Genomic DNA, 15,763 nt, shown 5'->3' on the forward strand with positions numbered 1-15,763 from the left:
TGTTGTCGCGCCCGCGTGGGCGCCTTTTCTCCCCGACGCGCCCCCGGGCCCCCCTCGGGGGCGCGTGGGCCCCCGGTGGGGGCGGGCCCCCCGCGGCCGGGGGAGCCGCACCGCGCCTGCGTGGGTCAGGGGTACGAAACCACCGTGGACGGGGTCGTCGACGTGCCCGAGGTGGGCGCGCCCGTGGTGTTGACGACGTGTTCGTACTGGCCCTTGCCGCCTAGCGAGACGACGAGCAGGTCGTGGAACTTCACGCCCGGTTTCACCGGCGCCTGGAATCCGCGGTCCTGACGGATCGTCGGATCCACGTTGTAGTAGCAGTAGCTGCCCAGGCCCCAGCCCTCGTGGGCGGTCACCGAGTCGGCCACCTTGTAGGCCGCGTAGCCCTTGGTGGAGCCGTTCTGGACCGCCGCCTGGTTCGGGGCGTCGTACGCCTTCTCGTTCTGGAAGAAGACCGTGCGGCCGCGCTCCCCGTTCCACTCCACGTCGTACTTGTTGAAGTGCTCGACGAACAGCCCGGTGGCGAGGACGTCGTCCCCGTTGACGCGGAAGCCGTAGTCGGCGCGGTTGGTCTCCCAGCCCACGCCGTCCCCGTGGTCGGCCCGCCAGATCCAGGTGTGGTCGACGATCGTGTCGTGGTTGTTGATCACCATGCCGACGGTGGCCTTCCCGGGGCCGGCGCCGCCGACCCGGATGAACACGTCCTGGACGGTCGTCGGGTTGCCGCCGTGGTCCGTGCTCGCGCCGGCCGGCCCGACCTCCAGCAGGCTCGGCGAGTTGACCGGGCCCGCGTCGATCAGGAATCCGGCGAGCCGCACTCCGTCCACGTCGGCGACCTTCATCGCGCTCACCCCGTTGTCGGGGACGATCGTGGCCAGGCCCAGGCCCAGCACGACCGTGTCCGCGCGGTCCACGCGGATCGGCTGGTCGACGTGGTAGACGCCGGGGGTGAAGAGCAGGTGCAGGCCCTGGGCCAGCGCGCGGTTCATCGTCGCCGCGGTGGTGCCGGGCTTGACCAGGTAGAACCGGCTCAGCGGCAGTGAGGTGCCCTGGGGCGCGCCGTTGCCCCAGGACGTGCCGCGGGCGCCCACCCGCTCGGCCGGGACGAAGACCTTGTACTCGGCCCCGTCCAGGTACAGGAAGGGCTTCTCCCGGGAGACGGGCGTGGAGTCGAGCGTGGTGTACGGCGGGTCCGGGAACGACTGGGCGGGTGCTCCCTGCACCCCGGAGAAGACCTGGTTCCAGACGCCGTTGCCCCAGCCGCCGATCGCGCTGTCGCGGGTGTACCACTGCTGCTGCGAGTAGTTGCCGACCTGGCCGTCGACCTTCGAGTCGGCGATGTAGCCGCCGGAGGCCCAGCCGAAACCGTCGGGGGCCAGGTTGAGACCGCCCTTGACGTGCATGCGGCGGAACGGCGCGGCCTGGGCGACGGCCCAGCGGTCGGTGCCGTTCACCGGGTTGAGCGCGAGGTTCTCGGCCGAACGCCAGAAGTTCTGCGTGGCGTTGCCGCCGAACCAGCCGGCGTCGACGGTCACGTCACCGTTGATCGTGGTGTCGTCGGGGCTGAGGCCCAGTCCCGAGACGGAGGTGTAGAAGCCGATCTGGGCGTTGAGGCCGTTGTACGTGCCCGGCTTGAACAGGAACTGGTAGCGGCCGGCGCCGAACTGGGCCGACTCCTGCTGCCGGAACACCTCGTCGAGCCGGGCCTGGATGCCGGGCGTCGACGGGTCGAACACGATGACGTTGGGGCCGAGGTCGCCGCCGCCGGGGAGGGCGGGGCCGCCGTCGGTGGTGCCGAACACCTGGAACTCGTAGAGCGAGTAGCCCCACGGGGTGGCGCGCTGGGTGCCGGTGACGCGCACGTAGCGGGCGGTCCCGGTGAGCTCGTGGGTCCGCACCCCGCCGGTTCCGGCGGTCGTCGAGTGGGCGGTGCTCCAGTGGGTGCCGTCCTCGGACAGCTCGATCCGGTACGCCGTCGCGTAGGCGGTCTCCCAGCGCAGTACGACCTGGCTGAGCCGGGCGGGGGCGCCGAGGTCGACCTGGATCCACTGCGGGTCGGCGAACTGGCTCGACCAGCGGGTGGTGGTGTCGCCGTCGAAGGCGGCGGACGCGGGCGTGCCGCCGTTCTCCTGGCTGGAGGCGGTGGCGGGTCTGCCCTGGGACAGGAGCACGGGCGCGGCCTGGGCGGCGGTACCCGGCAGCAGGACGAGGAGGGCCGCGACGAGGGCGGCGGCGAGGGCCGCGACCGCCGGTCGCGGGGGATGGTCCGAGAGGCGGGGCATGGGGGCTCTCCTGACATCGGGGATCGATCCGGGGGATCGAAGCGTGAGTGAACTGCCCGTCAGGTGGAGCGTCAAGGGTTCCAGCGTTCATGAATTGAAGGCTTGAGAGGGTGTCAATTGCCGCTGAGGCCAGTGAACTCGGGGTTTCTTCAATCCTTGTGAAAAGTGTTGACGAAAAAAGGTGGCCGCAATCTACTGAGACGTGTGACCGCTCTGTCCCGCCGCGCCCGCTGGGCGGGACGGAACGTGTCACACCCCGTCAGTGTTCGGAGAGTGATCCCGAGGGGAGAGGCGCCGCCGCCATGCGTTCGTTACTTGGCGTCGGGGAGGGCGGGAACCGAAGGCGCGGGCACCGCGAGGGTGGGGACCGTGAGGGTGGGGACCGCGCCGCACTCCGCCCGGTCGACCTCGACGCCCGGGAGGTCGGCGGACCAGCGGCCCGCGAGCGCCGCGAGACCGGCCGCGTCCGGCGGGGCCGAGCCGAGACCGATCGCGTACCGGGCCGAGGTGGCGGAGAGCGCGAAGGGCCGCGGCCAGGCGTGCGCCTCCCGGACACCGGCCTCCGCCAGAGCGCCGAGCAGCGCCCGCATCCGGCCCCGGGCCCGGCCCAGCCGCTCCTCGAACTCCCGTGGCTCGTCGGCCCGTACGGTCACCACCGCCCAGCCGGCGTGCCGACGGTGCAGCGGCGCGACCCCGTGGCCCGCTCCGGCCTCGCCCTCCTCCCACGTGCGGTACAGCTCCCGCACCAGCAGGTCGAGCAGCCCCGGGCCGACCTGCGCCGTGCAACTGCGGACCGGCGCGCAGGGGGTCAGGACCGTGACGGGCGCAGGGGCGGAGCCCGGGTCCGTGTCCGTGTCCGCGTCCGGGTCCGGGTCCGTGTCCGGCGCCGGGGCGGGTGGCGTCAGGGCGACCGGGTCACGCCAGTCCCAGGCGGCCCAGGTCCCGAAGAACTCCTGCAGCAGGGCCGCGGGGGACGGGTCGACGGCGTCGCGGACCGTACGGGCGGCCAGCACCGCCCAGGCCAGACCCGGCAGCCCGCCGAACGGCGCCGAGTCCAGCCCCCGGGCGCGGGCCCACGCCTTGACCTCCCGGGCCAGCCGGGCGAATGCCGCCTGCCGTTCCGGGCCGACGAACTCCCGTACCGCATCGGCGTCGCTCACGGCGCTCAGGGCGATCGAGGCGGCCTCGCCGAGCTCCGCCCGCCGTCCCACCGCCTGCGCCGGATCCAGTCCGCCCGTGGCGACGACCACCAGGTCCACGTCCAGTCCGGCCACCCGCAGCCGCAGCCCCGGCACCCGGGCACCGACGACCTCCCGCATCCGCTCGGCCTCCGGCAGTGCTGCCGCGACCCGCTCCCGCACCTCCGCGATGCCGGGCGCCCCCGGCAGGACCGCGACCAGATCGACGTCCGCGTCCGGCAGCGCGCAGCCCATCCGCCGGGATCCGGCGAGGTGCACCACCCCGTTGCCCAACGCCCCCGCGATCCGCGCCCGGACCTGCTCGGCCGCGGACCGGGCACCGGGCCCGGACACCGCAGGGGCCTGCGGAGCGGGGCCTCGCGGGGCCGAGACCTCCGGAGCCGGGGCGTGCGGGACCGGGGCCTGTGGGGTCGGGGGTGTCTGCGGCTCCGGGATCCAACGCCAGGCGCCGGTGCCGAGTTCCACCGTCGCCCGGACCCGCATCGGCTCGTCCCCGCGGCGCGAGAGCACCGCGAGCTCCCCGACCCCGACCGGCGCGCCCGCCCCGGACCCGCCGAGCCGCGCGGCGAACTCCGCCCGCGCCCGCTGCGGATCGCGGCTGCGCCCGAGCGTCAGGTGCGGGGTGAAGCCGTCGCGGCCCCGGCAGCCCGGGAACCGTTCGGCGAGGCTCCGGCGCAACTGCTGCCACGGCGCCTCACCGGCCGCCGCCGGGTCCAGCCACAGCGTGGCGTCCTCCCGGTGCCCGAAGTCGTACACCCCGGCCGGCCGGGCCGTGAACGGCGCCGTCTGCGCGGCCGCCTCGGCCAGCAGCGGCAGCGCCGCCTCGAACGAGGACTCCGGTACGAAACCGAACAGCAGGTTCACGTGCGCCGGCCAGCGGCCGGCGGCCGGGTCGTGCGCGCGGCGCAGCTCCTCCACCACCGGATCGTGCGGCGGCAGCCAGGCCACCGCCGTCCGCGCGGTCGCCCGTACATCGAGCACCGCGGCGCGCCCCTCGTCCCGTACCCCGAAGTCCACCACCGCCTCGACCCCGAAGTGATCGGAGATGAACAGCCCCTCCGCTCCCGGGGTGTTGCCGCGCAGCACCGCCTCCCGCACCCGTGCGTCCGCCGAGCGCAGCAGGACCCGGTCCAGCCGGGCCGCCCGTCCCGACAGCGAGCCCACCGCGGCCAGCGGATTGGCCACCGGGTCGAAGGTCGGCGTGGCGTCCTGCGCCCCGTGCACCTCGCTCCAGGCATCGCGCATGCCCAGCGCCGCGGCCGGCCCCTGCGCTCCGCAGCGGCCGTCGTTGAAGTCCCCGAGCAGCGCCACATCGGCCTCGATGCCGCCCAACCCCTCGGAGATCCTGGCGAGTTCGGTACTGCGGCGACCGGCTCCGTTCTCGGTGTGATCGCTCGTCAGATGGACGCAGGCCACGACCAGCGGGCCGTCCGCGCCGTCCACCGTCACCGCCGCGACCGCCTTGTGCGGCCCCAGCAGGTGCAGCCCCGCCTCCCGGACGGGCAGCCGGCTCAGCACCAGCAGTCCGCTCGCGGCGACGTCCTTGCCGCGCGGGTCCGTGCCCACCGTGTACCCGGCACGCACCCACGGCGCCGCCAACAGCATCCCGAGCAGCTCGGGTTCGACCTCCTGGAGGGCGATCACGTCCGCGTCGGCGGCCGCCAGGTCGGCCAGCAGCATCGGCCTGCGCCGGGCCGTGTCGATGCGCGGGGCGTCGTAGCGGTCCCACAGCGTGTTCCAGGTCAGCAGCCGGACGCGCTGCGGCGCCGGGGCGGGATCCGGTGTCACGTGCCCGGCTCCGGCCGGCCGCCAGGCGCCGCCGCCCGCCGGATCCCATGCGTGCGGGGTGCGTGCGGTGAAGAAGGGGGCGCGCAGCAGCCGCGGTGCGCGGACCCGGCCGGCCAGGGTGGAGTCGATGAGGTCCACACCGCTCGCCCGGTCCCACACCAGCTCGCCGTCCGCCTCGACGAACAGCACCCGGTGCCACGGGATGTCGCCGCCGGGGACGAACGAGTGCAGCGGGATCCGCTTCGGCGGCGCCCCGCGCTGGTGCAGCCCGAACACGAACCGCGCCGGATCGAACCGGGGGTCCCAGCGGACCTGGTGGTAGAGCTCCTCACTGGTACGCATCAGCGGTCCTCGCCCCCTGCCGCCGGTGCCGGTGCCGGTGCTGTTTCCGTCGGTGTCGCCGCGGCCGGCTGCGCCGCAGCCGCGCCGAGGGCGCCCGCCGTGTCCTCCACGGTCCCGCCCGCGCCGACGTACCGGATGCGGTGCGCCGGCCCCTGCCCGGGATACGGCGGACTGAAGCGGTGCAGCTGTGCGGTCAGCACCTGCGCCGGTACGGGGTGCGGGCGGACGGCGTTGCGCCGGACCAGCTCCGCCTCCTCGACCAGCACCACGGCCTGGGTGACGAGCGCGTCGTGGCGCTGCGCGACCGCACCGGCCAGGCCCCGCTGCTGCTCCGTGAGGGAGGTGGCGTCCCACACCACGGTGCCGCCCGCCGCGAGCGCCGCGTCCAGCCGGTCCAGGCCCTCGCGCAGCACGTCCGCGTTGGCCCGCTGGTCGGAGCGGGAACCCCGCGCCGCGCGCAGATCGTCGAGACCGATGTACGCGGACACGCCCGGCAGGCTCCGGGCGTACGTGCTCTTACCGCTGCCGGAGGGCCCGCACAGCTGCACCAGCTGCGGGAAGCCGCCGTCGCGCCACCGCCAGGTCGCGGCCACCGCCTCCTCGGCGGTGGAGATCCCGCCCCGCCCGAACGCCTCCCGGGCCCGGGCCCAGCACCGGTCGGCCGCGTCCGCATGGAGACCCGCGAGGGCCTCCCGCAGCCCGGCGCGCAGCGGACCCAGCGGGTCGGGGCCGAGCAGCCCCGCCTCCTCTGCGCACAGTGCGGACCACTCCACGCACTCCCGCGCCCCGGCGTCCCCCGCGGCCGCCGCCCCGGCGAGCGCGTGGAGCGCCCCGAGATCGGCGGCGGCGGCCATCCGGACCAGCCCGGCCCGTCGGCCCTCGTCCGGGAACGGCCGCTGCAGGCGCGGGTACAGCCCGACCAGGTCGGCGACCCGCCGGGCCGTCGGCATGCCGAGCGGCCCCGCCGCCAGCCGCGCCGCGATCCGGGCCCGCGGCGCGCGGTGCAGTACGGCGGCCAGTACGCCGGCCAGCCGGGCCTCCCCGGTGCGGCCCGACGCGTCGAGCCGGCCCGCCACTTCGGCGACGACCGGCTCGACCGCGACGCCCGGTACGGGATCCATGCCGAGGGCCGCCGACAGCTGCGCCGCGTCGGGCTCGGAGCCCGACCGCACGGCCCACAGTGCGGCCTGCGGGCCGAGCCCGTTCGGCACCACCTGGGCGTACATCCAGTGCGTGTCGGTCTGCACGTGCCCGCCGCGCACCCACTTGGCGACGCACCGACCGAAGTCCGCCCGCTCGAACCCGGCCACGGTCCTGACGACGTAGCCCTCCTGCCGTGCGGTGTCGAGCCGCAGCTTGCGCAGCGCGCGCTCGTCGAAGACGCCCCGCCAGAGCACGCGGGGGGAGGGCACGCCGAGGCCGTGCAGGAATCCCACGGTCCGGTCCCAGTCGAGGCAGTGCTCCCCGTCCCACACCGAGAAACCGTAGAACCAGCTGTCCAGGTCCTCGTAGGGCAGCGAGTGGCGGGCGTACAGGTTCTCCCCGCACACCCGCCACCCGGCCGGTATGCCGGCGCCGATCCGGCTCTGCAGCCCCTTGACCCAGGCCCGCGAGGGATGGTGGCCCGAGTCCGGGGAACGCGCGTGGAGGCCGTCCGCGTACAGGGTGGTGTTCTCCCCGTCGAGCTTCTCGGTGACCACGACCTCGCGCCCGGCCAGCCCGGTGAGTCCGAGGGCACGCACGTCGTCCGCCGCCGCCCCCGGCGACCAGGGCAGATGCGGGGTGCGAGGATAGTGCGTGCGCATGACCGGCTCCTGCTCGACGACGTGGTGCCCCGTCACTCTAGGTATCCGGAGCGGGGCCATCCACCCATTAACCGCAGAGCGGGCCCGGCCTCGGGACCCCTCCTTAGGGCCCGGCCTGCAAGACCAGGCCTCAGGGCCGGCGGCCCGCCCAGGCGACCAGCCGGTCGATGGCCGGGGCCTCCGGGTCCACGGCCACGACCTCGGCGAACGGGATCCGGCCACCGCGGGTTTCGGCGGGCAGCGCCTTGGTCACGACGGCGCGCACCCGCTCGATCAGCGCCGGGTCCCACTCCGGCTGCTGACCGGTCGCCCTGGCCAGGTCCCAGGTGTGCACGACGAGTTCGTGCGTGTAGACGGCCGCCGCTGCCGCACCGGGCAGGACGCCCATCGGCAGACGCAGCGTGCGGCCGAGGATCTCCGGGTCCGCCCACACCTGCGCGACGTCACGGGCCCCCGGCTCCCAGGCCGCGGCCCACCCGCCGTCGGCGATCTCGTCGGCGAAGGAAGGGACGCTGAACGGGTCCTCGCCGCGCCCGATCACCGCGATCCGGCGGACCACGGCGACGAGGTGGCTGGAGAGCCGGCGCACGTCGAAATCGTCACAGGGAGTGGGGGAGCCGTACTGCTCGGGCCGGACGGCCGCAAGGGTGCGGCCCGCAAGCTCGACGGCCGCGGCGAGGTCGGCCCGCGGGTCGAAGGAAGCGGAGGAGGCGGAGGAAGCGGAGGAAGAAGAGGAGGTGGCGGAGGCGGACGGGGTTTCGGTGAGCTGCGTGGTTTCAGTCATGAGTTCATCCTGGGAGGCAAAGTGGCCACCTTCTGGCCTGTTTTCCGAAGAGAATGAAAACGACCGGATCGACGGAACCCGCCGCGGCGGGAGGGGGACGGCAGATGAGAGCGGACCGGCTGGTGGCGACCCTCTTGTTCCTCCAGGAACGCGGCCGGGTCACGGTCTCCGAAGTGGCCGCCGAACTGGAGGTCTCCGAGCGCACCGCCCGGCGTGATCTGGAGGCCCTGGCCGCGTCCGGCATACCCGTCTATTCGCAGCGGGGCCGCGGCGGCGGCTGGTCGCTCGTCGGCGGGGCGCGGACCAACCTCACCGGGCTGACCGCCGAGGAGATCCGGGCGCTGTTCCTCGTCGCCGGGCCCATGACGGCCACTCCCGAACTGCGCACCACCCTGCGCAAGCTGGTCCGGGCCCTGCCACCCGGCCTGCGGGAGCAGGCCCGGGCCGCCACCCGCGCCGGGGTCGTGGACGCCACGGACTGGTCCCGCAGCGCCGTCACCGCCGACGCCGCCCACCGCTCCGCGCTCCAGGGCGCCGTCGTGGACGGGATCCGCGTCCGCCTCGGGTACGCGGGCGTCGGCAAACCGGCCGGCGAGCGCACCGTCGACCCCCTCGGCCTCGTCGCCAAGGCGGGCGTCGACTATCTCGTCGCCGGTACGGACCAGGGGCTGCGCACCTTCCGGCTCAGCCGGGTCCGCTCCGTCGAGCCGACCGGCGAACCGGTGGTCCGGCCGCCCGGCTTCGATCTGGCCGCCGCCTGGCAGGAGTTGTCCGGGGCCTTCCAGCAGGGCATGAACGCGGTTTCCGCGCGGGCCCGGGTCCATCCCGGCACCCTGGGCCTGCTGCAACGGTTCCTCGGCGGCCGGGTGCGGGTCGGCGGTCCGCTGCCCGACGGCTGGACGGAGGTGTGGGTCGACGGCCCGGCCCCCAAGGCCCTGGCCGGCCACCTGGCCGGACTGGGGGCGGGGGTCGAGGTCCTGGAGCCGCCGGAGGTACGGCAGTGGCTGGCCCGGCTCGGCGCCGAGCTCGTGGCGACGTACGCGGCGGACGCGCCGGCCGCGCCGGACGCGGCCGCGGCGGACGGCAAGGACGTCATCGCCGGTCAGTAGCCGATGGTGAACCGCTTGCCCGGGTGCGCGTCGCGCTCGATCTCGTCGACCAGGGCCACGGCGTAGTCCTCGGCCGAGATGCGGCTGCCGCCGCCCTCGTCGGCGACCAGGTCGTCGAGGGCCAGCCGGTACGCGCCCGTGCGCTCGCCCGGAGCCATGTCGGCCGCGGGACTCAGGCAGCTCCAGCGCACCTCCTCGACGGGCACGGTGCGCAGGAAGTCCAGCGCCTCCCCGTGGGCGTGCATCAGGGCCCGGACCGGCTCCGGGACGCCCGCCGCGTCCCAGACCAGCGGACCCGCGGGGGTGCGGAGCGAGCCCGCCCCGCCCACGACGAGCACACGGGGCCTGGCGTCCTGGTCGAGCGTGCAGATGCCGCCGATCAGGGACTTGGCGGCGGCCACGAGAACCCCCGGGTCCCCGGACCCGGGGCCGACGGCGCTGACGACCACGTCCCGGCCGGCGGCCGCCTCGGCGACGGAGTGCGGGTCGAGGACGTCGCCCTGAAGCACCTCGTCCGCGGAATCGGCGACATCGGCGGAGTCCGCGGAATCCCCGAGCCTCGCGGGGTCGCGGACGACGGCGGTGACCCGGTGGCCGCGGCCGACCGCTTCGTGGAGCACGCGGGTTCCGATGGTGCCGGTCGCGCCGAACAGGGCGATCTTCGCCATGGCGACTCCCTGGGATGGGGGCGGTACGGGCCGCCGGTCGGACCCGCGCCGCCCATCCAAGCGAACCCGCCCCCCGACACCCGGCAGCCGGGCCGGGTCCACTCGGATGATCCCGCCCGGCCCGGTCCGAAAGACGGGCCCTAGCCGCAGAGGGCCACGATCTCGGGGGAGACCGTGCCCTTGGCCGCCTCGCACAGGGCGGTCATGTCGTACGCGCGCTGCGGTGCGGGCCGGGGCTTCGGCCGGGCGGGCGGCCGCTTGCGGGGCTCCGGTGCCGGGGCGGGGTGCGCGGGGTGGGCCGGGCGGCCGGGTGCGCCGTCGCCGGAGCGCCGTGGTGTGCGGTCGTCCTCGGGCGGCGCGGGAGCTGCCGGTTCCGCAACGGCCGCGGGCGAGGCGGGCGGGGGCTCGGACGCCGGGAGGCGGCCCAGCGGCAGGGCCCCGACCGCCGGCGTCCGGTCCGCCGCCGGAGCCGTAGGGGCCGGCGCCGGCGGCCCGCTCGGCCGTACGGTCACGCACCCGGCGGTCAGCGCCAGCGTGGCGAGCATCAAGGGCAGGGGCACGGCCACCCGGCGCAACTGCATCCGCCCAGCTTGCCGTACGGAACCGGGCGGACCTACACGCCCTCACGCGAAAGAGTGACGCGGGGGCCGGACCCGGATCCGGACCCGGATCCGGGCCGGGTGGGCGGCGCGACCGGCGCTCCTCGGTGCGGGTCCGGTCCGGGTCCCGTGACGTGGTCGGACCGGCGGTTCTCAGGCCGCCAGTCCGCGACGCGAACGTACCAGCGAGGACGTAACAAGGTAATAAGCAGGTATGGGGACGGCAAAGCCGTGGTCATCGGTCCGGGATGCCCGGCCGGCGTAACCCGCGGGCCGTACGGGCTGTTTGCACGGGCGGAAGGCCCATCCACGGTGAACGGAGTCCCGATGCCGCAGCTGACCGACGAGGCCGTGACGGACGACGACGGCGGCGACGGAGGCGGCGGGCCGGGCACGTGGATGACCCCGCAGGAGTACGGGGCTTCGCGGGCCGCGCTCTGGACCGGAGCCGTGGTCCTGGTCACCGACACGGACGGCCGGGTCCTCGTCCAGAGCGTCGACTACCGCCCCGACCGGCTGCTGCCCGGCGGCGCGGTGGACGCCGGCGAGGCCCCGGCCGCCGCGGCGGCCCGCGAGGTGCGGGAGGAACTCGGCGTCGACGGCAGTTATCCGTGCGGGCTCGCGGTGGACTGGATCCCGGCCGACATCCCCGGGTTCCCGCCCGAGATGCGTTTCCCGGGGGAGATCCTGTACGTGTACGACGGCGGCACCTGGAGCGCCGAGCGGATCGACGCGATCCGCCTCCCCGCCCAGGAGATCACCGCCGTCCACTTCGCCGAACCGGCCGACCTGCCCGGCCTGATGGACCCGGGAGACGCCCGCCGCGCCCTGTCGGCGCTGCGCGCCCGCATCAACGGCGGCGGCCCGGCCCTGCTGGAGGACGGCCGCCCCACCGTGCCGACCGCCCTGGACCGGCTCGGGGCGCTGCGCACCCGCCGCACCCCGTTCCACGGCACCTGGCACAGCGGCCCGGCCCCCGCGGCACTGCCCGTACGGGAGCCCGCGGCCTGGCTGTTCGCCCCCGACGGCCGGGTCCTGCTCCTGATCTCCCGGAGCACCGGCGCCGCGCACCTGCCGCCCCCGGCGCCGGGCTCCGCGCCGCTCGGCCACCGCCGCGCCGGCGACGCCGCCCATCCCCGCGCCGTGGGCCGCCTCACCGGCCCGCCCCCGGCCGCGGACCCGCAGTACGCGCGGCTGCTGGCCACCCCGGAGCAGGTCCGTGAACTCGCCGACTGGGGACCGGCCGGCCACGCCGAACTCGCCGCGGTCCACACGGCCCGCACCCGCCTCGGCCTCCCGTCCCCACCCCGCACCCCCCTCACCCAACTCCCGGAGGATCCCCTGCACGACCGCCCGCACGAGTGACCGCGCCGCGCGCTGTCAGTGGTGCCCCGTAGCGTGATCGTCATGGGATTCACCAGTGTCTGGTCGATCAGCAGCCACCCCGATTCCGCCATCGCAGAGCTCGCTCCCCGCCTCGCTCTGGCCCTGCGGGCCGACCGTGCGCATCCGGCGGCGCGCCGCCGCTGGGAGGCCTGGCAGCGCGCCCCGCTCCCGGACCACCGCAGCTGGTACGCCGACCGGGAGCACGAGGGGGCCATCGACTCCTTCCGGGCCCTGACCCGGCCCGGCGAGCACGTCGACGACGTCTGCAACGGCATCACCGACCCCGCGTTCCACGTGATGGAGGACGTCTGGGAGCCCGAACCGGACACCGCGGACATGTTCGTCTCGGTGCACCGCAAGGACCATGCCGTGACCGCCCTCTTCCACGCCGTTGGCCCGGACCGGGCCGCCCTGCTGCCGGGCTGGTGCGGGAACGTGCTCCTCACCGCCGCCGGGGTCCGCCGGACCCTGCCGGACGTGGAGCGGGCGCTGACCTTCACCCGGGAGGAACGGGCCCGGGACTGGCTGGACCACGGCTGCCGCGACGAACCCGTCACCGACGGGCCCCTGCGCGTCTGGCGGAGCGCCGCCGCCGCGGGACGCGGGATCTGTGCGGTCGCCCTGAACGCCGGCTGACCGGCCGGCCCCGCCGTGGGGCGGTCGGTCCCCGGTCCGCGGGGCATCGGGGCCCAGGATGGGGGGATGAACGACAGCACGATCACCTACACCGTCTACATCCAGGCCGATCCCGCCCGGGTCTGGGAGGCCCTCACCGATCCCGCCCTCACCCGGCGGTACTGGGGGCTCAGCTTCGAGACCGACTGGGCGGTGGGGTCGGCCATGGACTGGGTGGAGCGCGGGGCGCGGACCAGCGATCCCGAGCAGGTCGTCCTCGAATGCGTTCCCGACCGCCGCCTCTCGTACACCTGGCACACCTTCACCCCGCAGTGGGCGGCCTCCGTGGGGATCGCCGAGGAGCTGCGCGCCGAGCTCGCGCGGGAACGGCGCACGAAGGTGACGTACGAGATCGAGCCGGTCGGGGACACCCTCGCACGGCTGACCGTCCGCCACGAGGGCTTCGCCCCCGACGGCACCCTGATCGGCATGTGCAGCCAGGCCTGGCCGATGCTCGTCTCCAGCCTCAAGACCCTGCTGGAGACCGGCGCTCCGCTGGCCGGGCAGGAGATTCCCGAGGCCCACGAGGCCTGAGCCCGGCTGGGCACCCCGCCGAACGGCGCGCCGCCGCGCCTGAGATCATGTGCAGCGACCACCTATTCGGGAGCGCTGGCATGGACTTCGAGCACCACCGCGTCGTCATCACCGCCGCGGGCCGCGACTTCGGGCGCACCCTGGCCCTCCGGTTCGCCGCCCGCGGCGCCGAGGTCCACCTCTCCGCGCGCACCCTCGAAGCCGCCGCCCGCGTCCGCGAGGAGATCCTCGCGCAGGGTTACGACGGCGACCGCGTCCACGCGTACGCGTGCGACCTCACGGACCCGGCCTCCGTCAGGGAGTTCGCCGCCGCGGTGGCCGCCCGCGCCGACCACGTCGACGTACTCCTGAACAACGGGTCCCGCTACCAGCACGGCCCCGACCTGCTCTCCGCCTCCGACGAGGACGTGGCCGACACCCTGGCCTCCGGCGCCACCGGCACCGTCCTCGTCACCAAGGCCTTCCTCCCGCTGCTCCTGAACTCCGCGAAGCCCGACATCGTGACGATGGTCTCGGGCTGCGGCGAGACCGGCAACCACCGCTCCGACGCCCACGACGCCTTCTACGCCGCCAAGTCCGCCCAGTCGGGATTCACCGAGGTCCTCTCGCGCCGGCTGCGGGACCGGGGCGTGCGCGTCATCTCGCTCTACCCGCCGGACTTCGACAACCACGACCCGCTCTCCCCGCAGTGGGAGAACGCCCCGCGCACGGCGAAGGACCCGCTGACCGCCCAGTCGCTGGTGGACTGCATCTTCTTCGCGATCGGCCAGCCCCGGGACTGTTTCATCAAGTCCTTCACCTTCGAGCAGGTCTGACGGGCATGGCGGACACGGGCGACACCCTCGAAGACATCCTGGACGCGGCGGCCCGCGGGCAGTTCCCGCCGGCGGACGGCGGCACGACCGTGGTGGCGCAGCCGAGCCCGCGCGACGCGGGAGTCATCGCGTTCACCGCGCACTCCGTGGTGTTCACCGACGAGGACCCGCACTGGGTGCGCGCCACCCTCGCCGCCGTCGATTGCGACGCCCTGGCCGCCTCGATGCACCCGCGCTTCCTCGGTGCCCTGCTGGAGCGCACCGGCCGCGCCACCGACACCATCGACCTGCTCACCGTCGCCGGCCCGCTGCCCGGCGACCCGCCGCTGGAGCTGCGCGAGGTGTCCGACCCCGACCACCCCCGGGTGCGCCGGGCCCTGCGCCGCCGCGACGACGTACGGGTCTGGGCGGCCGACGGGGGAGTGCTCGTACTCGGCCGCGGTGTCGCGGGCCGCTGGGAGACGGCGATCGAGGTCGACGAGGGCGTCCGCCACCGGGGCCTGGGCCGGGACCTGGCCCGCGCCGCCCGCCACCTCGTCCCCGGCGGCGCACCGGTCTGGTCCCAGCAGGCCGCGGGCAACGCCCGCAGCATCCGGGCCTTCCAGGCCGCCGGGTTCCGCCCGGTGGGCTCGGAGGCCCTGCTGGCACCCCGCGTGTCCCCGGCGCCCCCGGCACGGTCCGCGTACGCCGGCTGACGTTGCCGGGGCACCCCTGCGCACCGGCCCGTCACCGCGGTCGTGTGGAATGGGACGCATGGGGAGAAGCGAGAACCACATACGCCCGGGGGGCAGCCCGGTCCTCCGGATCGAGGGCACGGCCACCGTGCCCGACCAATGGCGCTACCCCCGCCACCTCGACGCCCTGGCCGCCGCGGCCGGCACGGCCGTCGGACCTGAGGCGGACGCCGTGGCCGCCGTGCTGCGCGATCGCGACCCGGTGATGGCCGAGAGCGCGGTGGTCACCCACCTCGGCCGCCGTGCCCCCCGCCTGCTGACCGACCCGGGCTTTCCCGACTGGGCGCGGGCCATGGGCGCCGCGATCGGCGCCCGCGCCTTCCCGGCCCGCCGGCTGCGCGAGTGGACCCTGCTCAAGGCGATCACGGACGGCGGGCCGTGGTCGGCGGCCGAGCTCACCGTCGCCTCCGACTGGTGCCAGCTCACCGCCGTCCAGTCGCTGAGCTCGTTCGAGGCCCTGGACCTGCTCGCCACCGCGGGCCGCACACGACGCGTGCGCAACACCGCCGCCCAGCGCCTGGGCCACCGCAGCCGCCCCGGTCTCCCCACCCTTCCCAAGCTCCGGGGCTGAAGCCCACGCGGGCCGGATCCGGCCCGGCCGGGGCCCGGCGTCCGCGGGAAGATCACGGGGCCAATCGGGAGCAAGACGGGAAATCGGAGCCGGTCGTTCTGTCCGCTGGGTACAAAGTCTCGTCAGACGGCTGTTCGGGGGCTTAAAGTCGGCCTACCCGGCCGGGTATCAGCGTTGATCCGATGCCGTTTCACTGGAGGCTGCTCTCCGTGTCGCACGTTTCCCAAGCTCCCGTCACCACCCCCGACGGCGAGCCGGCTCCGCCCGCACCCACCGCGTACAGCCAGGTCAAGGGGTGGTTCTCGGGCTATGACCAGGTGCTCTTCGACTGGTTCCTGACCCGCCGGACCGGCGGGGAGGAACAGCCGGGCGATCTTCTGGAGCTCGGCGCGTTCATGGGGAAGAGCGCGATCTTCCTCGGGGGGTACCTGCGGGAGGGCGAGGAGTTCACCGTATGTGACCTCTTCGACTC

General features: G+C 75.1%; 13 protein-coding genes and 1 pseudogene. 8 read left to right on the forward strand and 6 right to left on the reverse strand.

Features of this window, described 5'->3' with window-relative positions; all coding sequences use genetic code 11:
* Positions 1 to 125: 125 nt before the first annotated feature.
* From ACFXA3_RS11760 to ACFXA3_RS11775, 4 genes are all read right to left on the reverse strand, one after another.
* The gene (locus tag ACFXA3_RS11760; protein ID WP_385185356.1) at positions 126 to 2,282 is read right to left on the reverse strand and encodes a discoidin domain-containing protein; all 2,157 of its coding nucleotides are present in this window, start codon (positions 2,280 to 2,282) and stop codon (positions 126 to 128) included.
* A gap of 311 nt (positions 2,283 to 2,593) precedes the next feature.
* Positions 2,594 to 5,611, reverse strand: a complete 3,018-nt coding sequence (locus tag ACFXA3_RS11765; protein ID WP_385185359.1) for a poly(A) polymerase — start codon at positions 5,609 to 5,611, stop codon at positions 2,594 to 2,596.
* On the reverse strand, positions 5,611 to 7,416 hold the full coding sequence (locus ACFXA3_RS11770; protein WP_385185393.1) for an RNA ligase family protein: 1,806 nt from the start codon (positions 7,414 to 7,416) through the stop codon (positions 5,611 to 5,613). The genes ACFXA3_RS11765 and ACFXA3_RS11770 overlap by 1 nt, the downstream gene beginning before the upstream one ends.
* Before the next feature lie 130 nt (positions 7,417 to 7,546).
* A complete protein-coding gene (locus tag ACFXA3_RS11775) occupies positions 7,547 to 8,200 on the reverse strand; it encodes a TIGR03086 family metal-binding protein (RefSeq protein ID WP_385185361.1) in 654 nt (217 codons plus the stop codon).
* Between the two features lie 104 nt (positions 8,201 to 8,304).
* On the opposite strand from ACFXA3_RS11775, the gene ACFXA3_RS11780 reads away from it, so the two are divergent.
* The gene (locus ACFXA3_RS11780; RefSeq protein ID WP_385185364.1) at positions 8,305 to 9,309 is read left to right on the forward strand and encodes a helix-turn-helix transcriptional regulator; all 1,005 of its coding nucleotides are present in this window, start codon (positions 8,305 to 8,307) and stop codon (positions 9,307 to 9,309) included.
* On the opposite strand, the gene ACFXA3_RS11785 is transcribed toward ACFXA3_RS11780, so the two are convergent.
* Both ACFXA3_RS11785 and ACFXA3_RS11790 read right to left on the reverse strand, forming a co-directional pair.
* Positions 9,303 to 9,977, reverse strand: coding sequence for an NAD(P)-dependent oxidoreductase (locus ACFXA3_RS11785; protein ID WP_385185367.1), 675 nt, complete (start codon positions 9,975 to 9,977; stop codon positions 9,303 to 9,305). The two genes, ACFXA3_RS11780 and ACFXA3_RS11785, sit on opposite strands and share 7 nt — an antisense overlap.
* 140 nt (positions 9,978 to 10,117) lie before the next feature.
* Entirely contained in the window at positions 10,118 to 10,558 is a 441-nt protein-coding gene (locus ACFXA3_RS11790) for a hypothetical protein (protein ID WP_385185370.1), read from the reverse strand.
* 345 nt (positions 10,559 to 10,903) lie between these two features.
* Between ACFXA3_RS11790 and ACFXA3_RS11795 the strand changes: the two genes are divergently transcribed.
* The 7 genes and pseudogenes from ACFXA3_RS11795 to ACFXA3_RS11825 form a co-directional block, all read left to right on the forward strand.
* Positions 10,904 to 11,941, forward strand: a complete 1,038-nt coding sequence (locus ACFXA3_RS11795) for an NUDIX domain-containing protein (protein WP_385185373.1) — start codon at positions 10,904 to 10,906, stop codon at positions 11,939 to 11,941.
* A gap of 42 nt (positions 11,942 to 11,983) precedes the next feature.
* Entirely contained in the window at positions 11,984 to 12,598 is a 615-nt protein-coding gene (locus ACFXA3_RS11800) for a hypothetical protein (protein ID WP_385185376.1), read from the forward strand.
* 66 nt (positions 12,599 to 12,664) lie between these two features.
* Positions 12,665 to 13,171, forward strand: coding sequence for an SRPBCC family protein (locus tag ACFXA3_RS11805; RefSeq protein ID WP_385185379.1), 507 nt, complete (start codon positions 12,665 to 12,667; stop codon positions 13,169 to 13,171).
* 80 nt (positions 13,172 to 13,251) lie between these two features.
* A complete protein-coding gene (locus tag ACFXA3_RS11810) occupies positions 13,252 to 13,986 on the forward strand; it encodes an SDR family oxidoreductase (RefSeq protein ID WP_385185382.1) in 735 nt (244 codons plus the stop codon).
* A 5-nt stretch (positions 13,987 to 13,991) separates the two neighbouring features.
* On the forward strand, positions 13,992 to 14,681 hold the full coding sequence (locus ACFXA3_RS11815) for a GNAT family N-acetyltransferase (RefSeq protein WP_385185385.1): 690 nt from the start codon (positions 13,992 to 13,994) through the stop codon (positions 14,679 to 14,681).
* A 58-nt stretch (positions 14,682 to 14,739) separates the two neighbouring features.
* Positions 14,740 to 15,291, forward strand: a complete 552-nt coding sequence (locus ACFXA3_RS11820; protein ID WP_385185388.1) for a hypothetical protein — start codon at positions 14,740 to 14,742, stop codon at positions 15,289 to 15,291.
* 209 nt (positions 15,292 to 15,500) lie between these two features.
* Positions 15,501 to 15,763: pseudogene (locus tag ACFXA3_RS11825) on the forward strand (class I SAM-dependent methyltransferase); the annotation flags it as partial.

Origin of the sequence: Streptomyces sp. NPDC059456 (assembly GCF_042750055.1) — a bacterium.
Lineage (GTDB): Bacteria > Actinomycetota > Actinomycetes > Streptomycetales > Streptomycetaceae > Streptomyces.